Below are 14972 nucleotides of genomic sequence, written 5' to 3' on the forward strand. Positions count from 1 at the left end.
GATCACAAAAAATAAGCCCTCGCATCATGCAAGGGCTTATTGACAGTTCTAATTTGACCTAAATTATCTATTTATTCAAGCTCTTCCAGCTGTTTTTCGAATTTCTTATACTGTGCCAGCACAGTAGAGTCAGGCTCACCAGAAACAAGACTTACAACAAAAATAGCAATAGTTGAGAAGATAATGCCCGGTACAATTTCATACACATCAAACCAGCCACCGCTCAGCTGCTTCCAGATAACGATAGTGACACCACCAACAAGAATACCTGCCAGCGCGCCGTTTCTGTTCATTTTTGACCAGTAAAGGCTCAAAACCATCGCCGGACCAAATGCCGCACCGAAGCCAGCCCACGCATAGGAAACCAGGCCAAGTACAGAGCTGTCCGGATTACCGGCCAGAATCATAGCGATAACAGAAAGGAAAATAACACCATAACGGCCAACCTTCACAACCTGCTCAGAAGTCGCATCTTTCTTAAACAGCTGCTTGTAGAAGTCTTCCGCCAGCGCAGAGGAAGAAACAAGAAGCTGGGAATCAGCAGTACTCATGATAGCCGCCAGAATTGCAGCCAGAAGAATACCGGCGATAACCGGATGGAACATGGCATTAACCAGCACCATAAAGATCTTCTCACCATCAGCCAGTGAACCCGCCGGAGAGTTAGTCATATAGACCAGACCAACCACACCCACCAGCATTGCACCAATCATGCTCAGACCAGACCATACAACCGCAATACGACGGGCTGTTGTCAGATCCCGGTTAGTTCTGGATGCCTTAAAACGAGCCAGAATGTGTGGCTGACCAAAGTAACCAAGACCCCATGCAACAAGCGAGATAATCGCAATCATGGTCAGAGGCTCGCCCTTGGAATCATTCCACAGCGTCAGCAACTCAGGGTTGATAGCTTCAAGATCAGCACCCAATTGACCGAATCCACCCTGCATTGCAGCAATAGGAACAATCAGCAGAGCGGCAGCCATCAGAAGTCCCTGAACAAGGTCAGTCCAGGATACCGCCAGGAAACCACCAAACAGGGTATAAGAAACCACACAGATAGTGCCCACTACCACAGCCACGTTGTAATCCAGTCCAAATACAGTTTCAAACAACTTACCACCAGCTACCAGGCCTGAGCTTGTATAGAAAAGGAAGAAAAGCAGAATGAAGAAAGCTGAAATGGTTTGAATCAGATTTGACTGGTCATTGAAACGGCGTGATAAAAACTCCGGAATGGTCAGAGAGTTAGTCGTAATACTGTAAGTTCTCAGGCGCTTGGCACTTAGCAGCCAGTTCGCCCAGGTCCCCACCAGAAGACCACCGGCAAGCCAGAATGCTTCAATACCGGCCGCATAAGCATAGCCCGGCAGACCAAGCAGCAGCCAGCCACTCATATCAGAAGCACCGGCAGAAAGCGCAGCAGGCCATGGACCTAAAGATCGGCCACCCAGAAAGTAATCGCTTGAGCTGGCTGTTCTTTTATAAGCAACGTAGCCGATCACAAGCATCATTATTAAGTAAGCAACGAAGGTTGCAGTAATAGCAAAGCTATTCATTAAAATATCCTCTATTTTTTTGTCTGTCTCCATCCCGGAAGCATGATCAAGGCAGATGAACCATCTGCCTTGATCATGCTTCCGCAAACCACTTCTCATTTCTAATCCATTAATACATAAGGAGATAGCGTACGTGATGGGCCGTGTATTGTGGGCTTGTTGGATACACTTGTCAAAAACTCCGTTACATTTGTCAAAAAATCGGTTTTTCAGACAAAACGAAACGGCTCATCAAAAACGATGAGGTATTTCAGAACGGAAAAAGCAGAATCCGTCGTTTTACGGAAGAATGATCAAGAGAACTGTTTTTTGTACTGAGTCGGTGAAAATCCGGTCAAACGGCTAAAGGCGTGGGTAAATGTACTCAAACTGGCAAAGCCGCAGAGCCGGGACACGTGCGTGAGACTACCGCCTCCCTGCTCGATCAGGGACTTAGCGAAATCAATACGCTTATTTAATACATATTGATGAGGAGTAATGCCGCTTTGCTCTTTAAACAGAAGATGAAACTGGCTCTCACCCAAAAATACGCTTCCCGCCAGCTGAGCTATGGTGATTTTCCGGCTTAAATGACTTTCTATATAGCGGTCCAACTGGTCCATATCCAGCCGGACAGATTTAGCGGAAGGCTTAAACGCAGAGATATGCCGACTCAAAAGCGCCATCACTGTATCATTACAAGCCCGGCTCAGGATCTCATCTTCAGGGCTGGTCTGCATCTCCTGCACCAGCATCTGGATAAGCTGCCTTATCTGTGAGTCCAGCTGAAAGTAAACATCCGACCGGACAAGATCACTGATTCTGGCGCTCAGACGGGTATTTGTATCCGTCAATGAAGGAAGGTTTAAGACCAGTATATCTGAACGGCCAATCACACCACCAAACGCGTGATCAGCACCGGCGGTTACTATGCAGCCCTGCCCCGGACCAATGTAATTACCAGAACCATTAACATCAAACTCAGACTTTCCGCTCAAACCGATAACTATCTGAGAGTAGGAGTGATCATGATGATTCATATAAGAAGGAAGCGTCACTAACTCTGCAGGTTTGGGAAATTGAATTTCAGTGTCTTTCATCGGATTTGATAAACGTCTTTATGAGGCCGGCGCTAGTGTACTTCTATCGTCTACCGACCACAAGCGGCGGCTCCAGCGGATAAAGCAGAAGCAGGCTACTCCATTTTCCCGGAACAATGATCAAGTGCACATTAATTACGGTCAATGCTTGCTCAAATTATGTTCGAAACATTAGAACATGTACTCTAAAAATAAAAAGTTTTAGCAAATATTCTCTACAGCTCAAAAAATGAGATATTTTTTTAAAACTGTAAGACAAAGATGGTATGCTCTTGTAGCTAACAAAAATTTAGGTGGTGAGTGTACAGAGCACAAGCTCTACACATTTATCGTATAAGCTCATTCGTAGTATTCCTCCGCTTAGGGGGGAATAATGTTGTTGAATTGTAATTTGTAATTGCAGGGACCTATGATCACACGCCGTATTCCAGCGCTAATGCTTGCGCTGACACCTTTTTGGTCAACGGTATCAATTGCAGCTGATGATGTACAACAGGTAGATCCTGTTGTGGCAATTGACGCGAAATTAGACCAAAAGAAAGCAGATATTGATTCTGTTAATACAGAGTATGAAACAGAATCCGCGAACCTGAAACGTCTTCAAAACGAGAAGGATTCTCTAAAACGTGAAGGTTCTGAATTAGAAGCGAAGCGAAATCGTTCTAAGTCAGCACTGGATAAACAGTATTCTCGTCTGCTTGACGATCCTGAAACGGATCTGACCAGCTTTCAGAAAGAGTATCAGGCAGCCTGGGCTTCTGTTAAAGAGAACCAGTCTCACCAGCTAACCAATAGTCAGGACATCACAGAAAGTGAAATGCGCCTGTCTCAGGTTAAGCAGAAGAAAGCCCGTTACTCAAACGAGTATGAGAACCTGAAAGAAGCCCGTATCGAAGCGCGTGTAAAACGTATCGGTGCTGAACTGCGTGAAAGTGATGTTCTTGAATCCAGCTACACCACAACATGTTCAACAACAATGACACTTGGCGAGTGTGCCAGCCAGGGGAAATACCTGACTAAGCAAAAAGCGGTTAAGACATTCAAGTCTAAACTTCTTGCCAGCCTTACCGAGTCAAATCTGGCGAAACAGAATCTGGATGGTGTTCAGCTGAACATTCACATTCAGGAAAGCCAGATCATTAAAAGCGGCTTCTCCGGCAACAACTCTTACAGCACACAAATGCAGGCTCAGCTTCAGGCAAAACCAGAAGCAACAGCAGCATGTAAACTGCTGAATGTGGAATCAAGATACTGCCTGAAGGGCAAATCCAAGTCTTCTTCAAATAAAGACAAGCAGTGGGCTAACGTCACCGTTCGTTCTGATCAGTACAACGATTCAGTCACTATCAACGGCGTAAAATATGGCAGCACACCTGTTGAACTGGTACTTCCTGCCGGTAAGCATCAGGTAACCGTTTCTAAAGATGGCTTTGAAACCTATAACCGTGTTATCTCTATTAACGGTAACGATACGGTTTGGGTAAAACTGCTTCCTAGCAAAAAAAGCTAATCACCGCGCAAATCCTGTAAACGCCATCTTATCAGCAACTGACAAGATGGCGTTTTTGTATCTGACCTCGGCATAACCCGCATTACCCCGCAAGATTTAAAAAACTGTGACTTGCATAAACTCCCAAAAAATTCCGCTTATTCTCGCATCTTGATGCAACTTGAGTATAAAATGGGGAATTGCCCAATTAATCAATTAAGTAGTATTACAACAATGCGACACGGTTTACCTGGATTATTGTTAGCGCTTTCTCCCTGCCTGATAAGTCAGGCTGCACTTGCCAATGAGCCTGCTACGGTTCTTGGAATACAAGACGCGCTATTTTCTAAACAGACTGAAATGGACGCTTCATCGAAACAGGTTGCGGACAAAAAAGCAGAAGTACGTCAGGCTCAGGACGAGCAGGCATTGCTGGAAAAACAGTCTACTCACTTAGACAAAAAGCTGAAAGAAGCCAAGGTTGCGCTCGACCGCGATTATGCCCGCCTGAATGATGAGCCGCAATTTGATCTTCGCCCGAGTCAGGGAGCCTATCAGGATGCCTGGGCCAGCGTTAAACAGAACCAGAAAACGCGTCTGGAAAAAGAGCAGGCCATTCAGGAGCTCTATGCCGAACTGAGCCTTCTGGAAGCACAACAGAAGAAACTAAAGTCGGATGTTGAAGCGCTTGAGCAGCAAAAAGTCAGAGCCCGTGTTGAAAGACTTCGCGCCGAGCTGCAGCCGCAAAAGCAGATCTCCGTCAGTTTCACAAACGTCTGTGATCAGAATATGACGCTTTCTGACTGTGCGGAACAAACGAAAACCCTTGGTCTTCAGAAAGCAGTAAACCAGTTCCAGGGACAGCTTATCAGTGAAACCACTGAAGATAAGCTGGTAAAACAGCACCTTTCATCTACCTCACTTAACATTCACGTTGTCGGGCACAATGTAACTAAGTCCGGGTTTTATGATGGCATTCGCTACAGAACCATCATGGATGTGAGCATGGAAGCAAGGCCGTCTAAAAACACCCCGTGTAAACTGCTTAATGTGGATTCAAAATACTGCTTTGATAAAGGCGATGAACCAACAGAAAGCCTGCAACAGAAAGAAGTGCAGTGGGTAACTCTGACCATACGTTCTAACCAGTATCAGGATAAAGTAACCATTGACGATGTCACCTACGGCAGCACTCCGGTGGATATTATGCTTCCGGTTGGCACTCATATGGTTTCCATTGAAAAAGAGGGATACCGCTCCTTCCATCAGGAGCTGAAGATCACCACAGATCACAACCTGCGTGCAGTACTGAGAGAAGAAGAGAACCTGCCACACTCTGGCCGTGTATTTGCCGATGCACTAACCAACAAAGGCAAAGCACCTGAAATGGTGGTTATCGGTTCAGGTCAGTACCTGATTGGTGAAAACAGCTCAACTCAGGTAACCATCAAAAAAGCGTTTGCTCTGTCTTCTACACCGGTTACCGTTCGTCAGTTTGAAACCTTCGTCAATGCAACCAATTACCAGACAGATGCAGAGCTTAAGAAGATCTGCACAACGGTTGATAACTCCCAGATTATTCCGGTAACAGACAGCTACTGGCGTAACCCGGGCTTTAAGCAGACACCAAACTCTCCGGCAGTATGCATCAGCCAGACTGACGCGAAAGCCTATGTAAAATGGCTTTCCAGGCAGACAGGTTACAAATACAGACTTCCGACAGAAGCTGAGTGGGAAGTGGCAGCAAGAGCCGGCACCAAAACCGCATACTGGTGGGGCAACTCATTCGGAACCGGTCAGGCAAACACCGGCTGGGGCGGCACTAAGTGGTCCAACGTAAGCACTTCACCGGTAAAAACCTTTGCACCAAACAGCTTTGGCCTGTTTGATGTTGTGGGTAACGTCTGGGAATGGACAAGCGATGCTCGCGGCATAACTAAAGGTGGGGCATGGAGCTTCTCTCCAAATCAGGCAACCGCATTCAGCCGCCTGTTCCTGTCGCCGAATACCTCATCCAACTATGTTGGTTTCAGGATTCTGAGAGAGCTGTAAAAAAAACGCACTGCCCTGGCAGTGCGTTTTTGTTTTACTTCTTTATGGAGCCAGGCGGTCTATATCCCAGTCACCATCATGTTTTGAATAGACAAACCTGTCGTGCAGCCTGTGCTCACCGCCCTGCCAGAACTCGATTGCTTCAGGCCGGACCCGGAAACCGCCCCAGAAGGTTGGTACAGGAATTTCACCTTTAGAGAACTTATCTTTCAGCTCCAGAAACTTACCTTCCAGCAAACCCCGCGCTGAGATCCGGCTGCTCTGCTTACTTGCCCAGGCAGCCAGCTGGCTCTCTCTTGGTCTGGAAGTAAAGTACTTCATGTTTTCCATTGCCGTCAGCTTTTCAGCAACACCGGTAACATGAACCTGGCGCTCAATAGCGTGCCACGGGAAATGAAGGCTGATCCGGTTGTTGCCTTCCAGCTCCTGAGCTTTACGGCTGCCAAGGTTGGTGTAAAACACGAACCCCTGCTTATCAACTCGCTTTAGCAGTACGATACGCTGGGATGGCTGACCATTTGCATCAACAGTGGCAACTGTCATCGCAGTAGGATCGATAAGTTCGGCATCAATTGCCTGCTGTAACCAGAAGTTAAACTGATCAATCGGATCCTCTTTCAAATCCTTTCTGCGCAGTCCGCCCTTGCTATATTCCCTTCTTATATCAGCCAGTTTCATGTTTACTCCTCTGAATTTTTCCTAGATTGTGCTCCGTTCGCCTGATTAAGACAAGAAAGAATTGATTTGAAATAAAAATGGGTCAAAACGGGTCTCTATTTTGTGAAAATAGACAAAATGCTCCACCGAAGAAGTCACTCTTTACAAATCTGTATTACTATTTGAGTAATTTCTTTTATTTTTTGATACCTTATATTCGCTAAGGAAATATCAAAGGACGTTTAATGAGCAGCAAAAAATACCAAAAACTGGATGGCGTAGAGCTCGAATATTTAGATGACAAAACAGCTGCGCTGCTGCTTAAAACACCTAAAAACGCCCGCATCCTGTTATGGGTCATGGTGCTGTTTTTTATTTTTGCCATCGCATGGGCCTCCTGGGCACAGATAGACAAGGTTACTGTCGGTGAAGGTAAGGTCATCCCTTCTTCACAGCTTCAGGTAGTGCAGAACCTTGAAGGCGGGCTGGTGAAAAAAATACTGGTTCGTGAAGGTCAGAGCGTGGACGAAGGCCAGCAACTTATTCTTATTGATGATACCCGATTTCGTTCAGACTTTCGGGAGCGCGAACAGCAGGTGGCGAACCTGACCGCCGGAGTACTGCAACTTTCAGCTTCAATTACCAGTGTACAAATTAATGAAAAAGTCTCGGCCAGAAACTGGGCTAAAAGCGTACAGATCAACTTCAACAAGCTCTCGTTTCCTCCGAATCTGAAGGAGTCCCAACCTAACCTTGTGCAAAGACAAATGGACGAGTACAAGCAGGATCTTGAAAACCTGCAAAACCAGTTGTCCGTTTTGACACAGCAGGTAAAGCAGAAACAGCAGGAATTAATCGAAATCAGATCAAGGGCCAGAAACCTGAGAAAGAGCTACAACTTCGCCAAAGAGGAGTTTGAAATTACCAAGCCTCTGGCCGATGAAGGCGTAGTTCCGCAGATAGAGCTGTTAAAACTGCAGCGTCAGCTTAATGATACCCGCAGTGAGATGACCTCAACAGAACTTAAAATTCCCGGTCTGACATCTGAAATAGAAGAGGCTAAACTTAGTCGTATTGATGCCGCATTAAAGTTTCGCTCTGAGCAGCAGGAGAAGCTAAATCAGACACAGGACAAACTGTCGGCATTAACGGAATCTGCCGTCGGTCTGGAAGACAGGGTAAACCGGACCATAGTTGTATCACCGGTAAAAGGCACCATTAAGAAGCTGCATATCAACACTGTCGGCGGTGTTATCCAACCGGGCATGGATATCGTAGAGATTGTTCCCACAGAAGACACGCTTCTGGTTGAGGCTAAAATCGCACCAAAAGATATCGCTTTTCTTCGCCCCGGATTACCTGCGATTGTAAAGTTCAGTGCCTATGACTTTACCCGTTACGGCGGACTTAACGGCGAACTGGAGCACATCAGTGCCGATACCATTCAGGATGAGGAGGGGAACAGTTTTTATCTTGTCAGAGTCAGAACCGACGAGCATAAATTCAGTAACAACGAAGAACTACCCATCATCCCGGGGATGACTGCTTCTGTGGATATTATTACCGGTAAACGCAGCGTGCTGGATTACCTGCTGAAACCCATTATCTCTGCGCAGCGGTCAGCACTGAGAGAATGAGAGATAACAATAATGACCAGTTGCTTAACAAGAAAATGACAGGCAAATCAATGTTCAGAAAATGGCCAGTGCTGTTGCTGTCAGTGGTATCACTCACATCAACAGCACTTAATAAAGAAGAACAAACCTGGGTTGAAGCGGCTGTTTCAACCTACGGTGCCCGTGCAGGGAAGCGGGTTATCACCTGGCGTAAAACGCTGGCTAAGTTTGCCCAGGCTTCAGAGCAGAAAAAGCTGTATGAAGTGAACCGTTTTTTCAACCAGATGAATTTTGTCAACGATATCTATCTATGGGGAAAAAACGACTATTGGGCAACGCCACTTGAATTCCTTGGTGCCAATGGCGGTGACTGTGAAGACTTCACCATCGCTAAGTACTTTTCACTGCTTGAGCTTGGCGTATCAGACAAAAAATTGCGGCTTGCCTATGTTAAGGCGCTGCGTCTGAACGAGTTTCATATGGTGCTAACCTATTATGAAAAACCCAGCTCAGTCCCTTTAATTCTGGACAATATCAACCCTCAGATCAAACCAGCCACAAGGCGAAAAGACCTGTTACCTATTTACAGTTTCAACGGTAAAAACCTGTGGCTAATGAAGGAAAAGGCAAGCGGTAAACTGGCCGGGAAATCCTCCCGCCTGAGCCTATGGAACGAATTACGCTCTCGCAGAGATGCGCTGAAATTAAACAAACCAATTATAAATATGGATGAGTAAGCACCATGACTTTATATAGACAAATCGTCGCAGGTATGTTGGCTGTTTTTATAGTATTGATTGGCTCCGTATTTGCCATTGAGTTCAATACAACCAGGAACTACCTGATACAGCAGCAACGTTCAGAAATGAACAACACCATCAACACTGTCGGCCTGGCTCTGGCACCTTATCTTGAGGTTAACGATAAAGTCGCGGTTGAGTCGGTTATTAACGCACTTTTTGACGGCAGCTCCTACTCAGCAGTAAAACTGCATTTTCTGGACAACGATGAAGAGATAGTCCGTTCATACAAGGTGGTGGCATCCGGTGTACCTGACTGGTTTATCAGCCTGGACCTGCTGAAAAAACTGCATGACAAACGCGTTATCACCAGTGGCTGGATGCAGCTTGCTGAAGTTGAAATTATCAGTCACCCGGGCGATGCCTATGAGCAGCTCTGGGCCGCTCTTATTAAACTCTCCACTGTATTCTTTGGCATTTTTGTTATCGGTATTACCGCGATTGCACTGATTCTGAAAAAGGCGCTGAATCCTTTGCACCTTATTACCGAAAGAATGAGAGAGATAGAAGATAACCAGTTCGGCAAGCCACTGGAAAGACCGTCAACAACGGATCTGGTTGCAGTGGTTGACGGTATTAACCATATGTCGGGCCAGATTGAAAAGAACTTTAAAGCTCAGGCCAGAGAAGCGCAGCAACTGCGGGAACGCGCGTTTATCGACCCTGTATCCAAACTGGGTAACCGGGCTCTGTTTATGGGACAACTTACCCAGTGGCTGGCGGAATCTTCCAAGGGTGGTGTTGCATTGCTGCAGGCTAAATTTATCAAAGAGACCTACGACGAATCTGGCTATGAAGCCGGTGACAACCTGGTGAGGGAAGTTGCCGGGCACCTGAATGTCAGCAGCAATATACCTTCAGCCACCATCGCCAGAATCGGTAACGATGAATTTGCCCTGATTCTGCCTGATATCGATGAAGAAGAGCTGCGCTCTACAGCCGACAGCATCATGAATGACATTAAAAATGCGACGCTGGATCCAATCGGCTTAAGTACAAATGAAGCTTTCCTTGGCCTTGTTTATAACGAAAATAAAAAAACCAATACGGAAATCCTGTCCCTGGTGGATAACGCGCTTTCTAAAGCCGCCTCTTCGCCGGAAGAGCCGTACGGGCTTATCACTGAGCAGAGCGATCAGGTTATGCTTGGTAAGAAACAGTGGCTTGCTCTGGTTGAAGAAGCCATTGCCAGCAATGCCATCAAGTTTAAATATCAGCCGGCAAAATACGCTGACCGTAAGATCTTCCATAAAGAAGTCTTCTCGGCCATCGAAATTGGTGACGACAGATACACTGCAAACCAGTACCTGTTCGCATTAGAACAGCTGAATATGGGCTATGTCTTTGACCAGTACGTAATAGAACAGATGGTTAATAAGCTGGATTCCGGTGAACTGTTTGATGCGCTGGCGATCAACCTGACCGTAAGCAGTGTTGTAGAACCAAGCTTTATCCGCTGGCTAACCAAACTGCTGACTAAGTACAAAAATCTGGCTAGCAAGCTTCACTTTGAGATCCCGGAAGTCTGCTTTGTTCACCATCAGCACCATACTGCCCTGCTTTGTCATGCGATCAAAACCAGTGGTGCTATGTTTGGTGTAGATAACTACGGCCGCCATTTCCACTCTCTTGAATATATCAGTGAGTTCAGACCTAACTATGTGAAGCTGGACTATCTGTATACTCACCAGATTGAAGATGAAAAACAGAGATACACGCTGACCTCTATTTCACGGACAGCGCATGATCTGGGCATTACCACAATCGCTTCAAGGGTAGAGACTCAGGAGCAACTGGATACGCTATCAGAGAACTATGTTGAAGCCTTCCAGGGATTCATCTTTTACAAATAATAACAAGCAGTAAGGTTATGGTTGCATGCGCGATCCTTTATTAAATTCTCTTGCTTACATCAGCCGCTATTACGGCCTGTCCAATTCACCAGAGGCTCTGGTGAGTGGACTGCCCCTGGCTGACGGTAAGTTAACGCCCTTTCTTTTTCCCCGCTCCGCAGAAAGAGCTGGGTTGATAGCGAAAGAGAACAGAGCCCCTCTGATGGAGATTTCAGAGCTTATTCTTCCGGTCGTGCTTTTGTTAAAAGATGGTGATGCCTGCGTACTGGTCAGTGTGAATGAGAGCACAGGCGAAGCCGAAGTCGTCTCTGCCGACTCGCAGATGATTCCTGTATCTATCCCTCTGCAAGAGCTGCAACAACAATATATCGGTCGCTATTTTCTGGTAAAAAAACAGTTCCGCTATGATGAGCGTTCACCGGAAATACTGAAAACCCGTGATGGTCACTGGTTCTGGGGTACACTTTTTGAATCGAAACATATCTACCGCGATGTTCTGATTGCCTCACTGTTAATCAACATTTTTGCCGTCGCCGCTCCCCTGTTTACCAGACTGGTGTACGACAAAGTCGTACCGAATCTGGCATTTGAAACCCTGTGGGTGCTGGCGTCGGGTATTTTTGTTATTTTTGTATTCGACCTAATCCTGAAACTCCTTCGCAGTTACTTTATTGATATAGCGGGGAAAAAATCCGACATTCTGATCTCCTCCAAACTGTTTAGTAAAGTCATGGGCATCCGCATGGACTCCCGCCCGCCATCCACCGGCGCCTTTGCCAGACACCTTCAGGAGTTCGAATCCATCAGGGAATTCTTCACTTCAGCCACCATTTCCGCGCTGATAGATCTTCCTTTTGCCATCATGTTTCTGGGTATTATCTGGCTGCTTGCCGGCAACATGGTAATCATCCCTATCATCGGAGTTTCCATTCTGATCATTCATTCCCTGTTAATTCAGGGGCCACTGAGAAAAAGTATCGAGGAAGGCTCCCGTCTGGCGTCGCAAAAGTACGCCAACCTTATCGAAAGTATTGCCGGATTAGAGTCAGTAAAACTCTTTGGTGCCCAGAGCCAGTTCCAGTATCGCTGGGAAGAAGCGGTAACCCATATGGCAAACTGGAGTATCAAAAGCCGCAGATTTACCGATTCAATCCAGAATATGGCGGGCTTTGTTCAGCAATCCTGTAACGTTGGTATGATCATCTTTGGTGTCTACCTGATTGCAGAAGGTGAACTAACCATGGGTGGCCTGATTGCCACAACAATGCTAAGCGGCCGAGCTATCAATCCGCTTGTTCAGCTTTCACTCCTCTCAGCACGCTACAATCAGGCAAAGTCTTCCATGACCATCATCAATCAGGTGATGGAGATGCCCGACGAGCAGGAAGAGGGAAAGCGCTATATTCACAGGCCTGTTATCCAGGGTAGAATTGAACTGGATAAAGTCACCTTCCACTACCCGGATTCACCCGCTGCCGCAGTGCGGGACTTCTCGCTAAAAATCAATCCAGGAGAGAAGGTAGCCATCATAGGCCGTATAGGTTCAGGTAAAACAACGCTGGAGCGCCTTATAATGGGCCTGTATCACCCTACAGAGGGCCATGTGCGCATAGATGACACCGATATCGCCCAGCTCCATCACGTGGACGTACGACGCAATATAGGCTGTGTGCCGCAGGAAAGTCTTCTATTCTTTGGTTCAATCCGGGACAACATCACTCTGGGCCAGCAGCTGGTGGATGACCGCATGGTGCTGGATGCCGCCAACCGTGCAGGCGTAACAGCCTTTACTCAGCAAGATCCCGCCGGTCTTGAAAGGCAGGTTGGTGAAGGCGGCATGCTGCTGTCAGGAGGTCAGCGTCAGGCAGTATCCATAGCCAGAGCCATGCTGGGTCACCCTCCGGTCATGCTGCTTGATGAACCCACCAGTGCCATGGACAACCGCTCAGAGATGCACATTAAGCACCAGCTGAAGCAGATGAAACCCAATGAAACTCTGATCCTTATCACTCACAAAATGACCATGCTGGATGTGGTAGACCGGGTCGTAGTGATGGAAAAAGGGACAGTTATCGCAGATGGCCCGAAAGAGAAGATTCTGGATGATCTTAAGCATGGACGGGTACGGGCCGTAAGTTGATTCAACGGATGAAACTGTATTGCTTATGCAAAAGCTGACCTCATGCGATACCACAGACGGCCATCAATCGCAGATAACCCGAATGCGATTAACGCCATGCCAACTATATGAATGACTTCCAGAGATTCGTTCAGGAATAGTGAGCCAAGCAGAATAGCGGAGACGGGCACAAGTAAAGTAACCAGCAGTACGTTTGTCGCTCCGGCCAGTTCAAGAATTCTGAAATAGAGAACATAAGCTACCGCAGTGGAAGCAACAGCAAGTCCTGCAATAGCTATCCATGTGCTCATGTTTATACTGTCCGTTTCGATAGAGCCTTCTACAAATAACGTAACAGGAAGTAATATAAGCGTTGAAGCCGTTACCTGTCCTGCCGCTGTAATAACAGGATTAACGCCCAGTGACTTAAACCTGCGCCCGTATACGCCTGCAAATGCGTAAGATATGGCTGCGGCAATAACAGCAAGCTGCGCCAGCAAATTACTTCCGTCACCTAAAGCAGGCACGCCTATCATCACAGCAACCCCCACAAAGCCGAGAACAACGCCGATTAGTTTTAGCGGGGTTGGTCGTTCATCAGGCAGCATCATTCCAGCCACAACTACTGCAAATATCGGTGTTGCAGCATTCAGCACAGAAGCCAGACCTGATGCAATCTGAGTTTGCCCCCATACAATCAAAGTAAAGGGGATAACATTGTTCAGTAACCCCATCCCTAAAAATGAAACCCAGACTGTCAGGCTTTGTGGTGGACGCAAACCTGTCACTATGGCGATTCCCCATAGCGTAAGCGCGGCTATTGCAACTCTAAGCGTCACTATGGTTAATGGAGGAAGGTCATTGACCGCTACGCCCACAAAAAAGAAAGAGCCGCCCCATAGCATGGAGAGCAAAACGAGCATAGCCCATACTTTTAAGCTCATAGAATGGTTAATGGTCGGTGTCATGGTAGGGGTAATCCGTGTTATTCATCTTTCTCTTCATATTAACTGCAGCGGCAAGCATATAACATCCGAAAATTGCGCCATATTCAAAATAGAGGAACCACAAATTAACCATCAAATACAGACCTTCCTTTTCCGCATTTTTGTGTAAAGATAAAGGAGCAGTAATTGTTTTATAACGCCCGGTAATTTGAACCGGCTCAACCACAACCATTTTCATGAGGTACTTATGGCAAACATCGTATTTATTGCAGCTAGTCTGGACGGTTACATTGCAGATAAAAATGGCAAACTTGACTGGCTACATTCAGTACCAAACCCGGACAATATCGATACTGGCTTCTTCTCCCTTATGGAACGAATTGACGGCTTGGTAATGGGACGTAACACTCTGGAGGTGGTACTGAGTTTTGACTGCGACTGGCCTTATACAAAGCCGGTCTTCGTTTTGAGTAACACAATGACGAAAGTGCCACAAGGCTATGAAGATAAAGTCTTTTTGGTCAAAGGAAAATTGAAAGACATTCTTGCGGAGCTAAATGCTAAAGGATTTAATAACCTCTACATTGACGGTGGTGTGACCATTCAAAACTTCCTCAAAGAAGACCTGATTGACGAAATGGTGATCACCCGCTTCCCTATCTTACTTGGTGGCGGAGCTCCTTTGTTTGGTGAACTAAAACAGCCATTAAACTTCAAAGTGACCAAGAGTGAAATCGTATTAGAAACCCTGGTTCAAACCACTTACGTGCGAGAAAAATAATATTAATTTCTTAAACAGGC

At 46.5% G+C, this 14972-nt stretch carries 12 protein-coding genes; 7 read left to right on the top strand and 5 right to left on the bottom strand.

Annotation, left to right across the window (positions count from 1 at the left end; genetic code table 11):
- Positions 1–71 precede the first annotated feature (71 nt).
- Entirely contained in the window at positions 72–1592 is a 1521-nt protein-coding gene (gene putP / locus L3Q72_RS20135) for a sodium/proline symporter PutP (RefSeq protein WP_275133761.1), read from the bottom strand.
- A 260-nt stretch (positions 1593–1852) separates the two neighbouring features.
- A complete protein-coding gene (locus L3Q72_RS20140; protein ID WP_275132341.1) occupies positions 1853–2638 on the bottom strand; it encodes an AraC family transcriptional regulator in 786 nt (261 codons plus the stop codon).
- A 409-nt stretch (positions 2639–3047) separates the two neighbouring features.
- Between L3Q72_RS20140 and L3Q72_RS20145 the strand changes: the two genes are divergently transcribed.
- Positions 3048–4148, top strand: coding sequence for a PEGA domain-containing protein (locus L3Q72_RS20145; RefSeq protein ID WP_275132342.1), 1101 nt, complete (start codon positions 3048–3050; stop codon positions 4146–4148).
- A 213-nt stretch (positions 4149–4361) separates the two neighbouring features.
- On the top strand, positions 4362–6179 hold the full coding sequence (locus L3Q72_RS20150; protein WP_275132343.1) for an SUMF1/EgtB/PvdO family nonheme iron enzyme: 1818 nt from the start codon (positions 4362–4364) through the stop codon (positions 6177–6179).
- Positions 6180–6221: 42 nt separating this feature from the next.
- Here the strand turns inward: L3Q72_RS20150 and pdxH are convergent, their stop codons facing one another.
- Entirely contained in the window at positions 6222–6857 is a 636-nt protein-coding gene (pdxH, locus tag L3Q72_RS20155) for a pyridoxamine 5'-phosphate oxidase (protein WP_275132344.1), read from the bottom strand.
- Between the two features lie 224 nt (positions 6858–7081).
- Between pdxH and L3Q72_RS20160 the strand changes: the two genes are divergently transcribed.
- The 4 genes from L3Q72_RS20160 to L3Q72_RS20175 are packed head-to-tail and all read left to right on the top strand — an operon-like array spanning position 7082 to position 13245.
- Positions 7082–8473 (top strand): HlyD family type I secretion periplasmic adaptor subunit, encoded by a 1392-nt coding sequence (locus tag L3Q72_RS20160; RefSeq protein ID WP_275132345.1) that lies wholly within the window; start codon positions 7082–7084, stop codon positions 8471–8473.
- A gap of 50 nt (positions 8474–8523) precedes the next feature.
- A complete protein-coding gene (locus L3Q72_RS20165; protein WP_275133762.1) occupies positions 8524–9189 on the top strand; it encodes a transglutaminase-like cysteine peptidase in 666 nt (221 codons plus the stop codon).
- 5 nt (positions 9190–9194) lie between these two features.
- Positions 9195–11105 (top strand): EAL domain-containing protein, encoded by a 1911-nt coding sequence (locus L3Q72_RS20170; RefSeq protein WP_275132346.1) that lies wholly within the window; start codon positions 9195–9197, stop codon positions 11103–11105.
- Positions 11106–11130: 25 nt separating this feature from the next.
- A complete protein-coding gene (locus tag L3Q72_RS20175) occupies positions 11131–13245 on the top strand; it encodes a type I secretion system permease/ATPase (protein WP_275132347.1) in 2115 nt (704 codons plus the stop codon).
- A gap of 23 nt (positions 13246–13268) precedes the next feature.
- Here the strand turns inward: L3Q72_RS20175 and L3Q72_RS20180 are convergent, their stop codons facing one another.
- Both L3Q72_RS20180 and L3Q72_RS20185 read right to left on the bottom strand, forming a co-directional pair.
- Positions 13269–14192, bottom strand: a complete 924-nt coding sequence (locus tag L3Q72_RS20180; RefSeq protein WP_275132348.1) for a DMT family transporter — start codon at positions 14190–14192, stop codon at positions 13269–13271.
- Positions 14176–14409 carry a hypothetical protein gene (locus L3Q72_RS20185; protein ID WP_275132349.1) on the bottom strand — a complete coding sequence of 78 codons (234 nt, stop codon included), beginning with the start codon at positions 14407–14409 and terminating at the stop codon, positions 14176–14178. Before L3Q72_RS20185 ends, L3Q72_RS20180 begins: the two co-directional genes overlap by 17 nt.
- 9 nt (positions 14410–14418) lie before the next feature.
- Between L3Q72_RS20185 and L3Q72_RS20190 the strand changes: the two genes are divergently transcribed.
- Positions 14419–14952 carry a dihydrofolate reductase family protein gene (locus tag L3Q72_RS20190; protein WP_275132350.1) on the top strand — a complete coding sequence of 178 codons (534 nt, stop codon included), beginning with the start codon at positions 14419–14421 and terminating at the stop codon, positions 14950–14952.
- The last annotated feature ends 20 nt before the right edge of the window (positions 14953–14972 follow it).

The sequence above is a fragment of the Vibrio sp. JC009 genome, from assembly GCF_029016485.1.
Classification (GTDB): domain Bacteria; phylum Pseudomonadota; class Gammaproteobacteria; order Enterobacterales; family Vibrionaceae; genus Vibrio.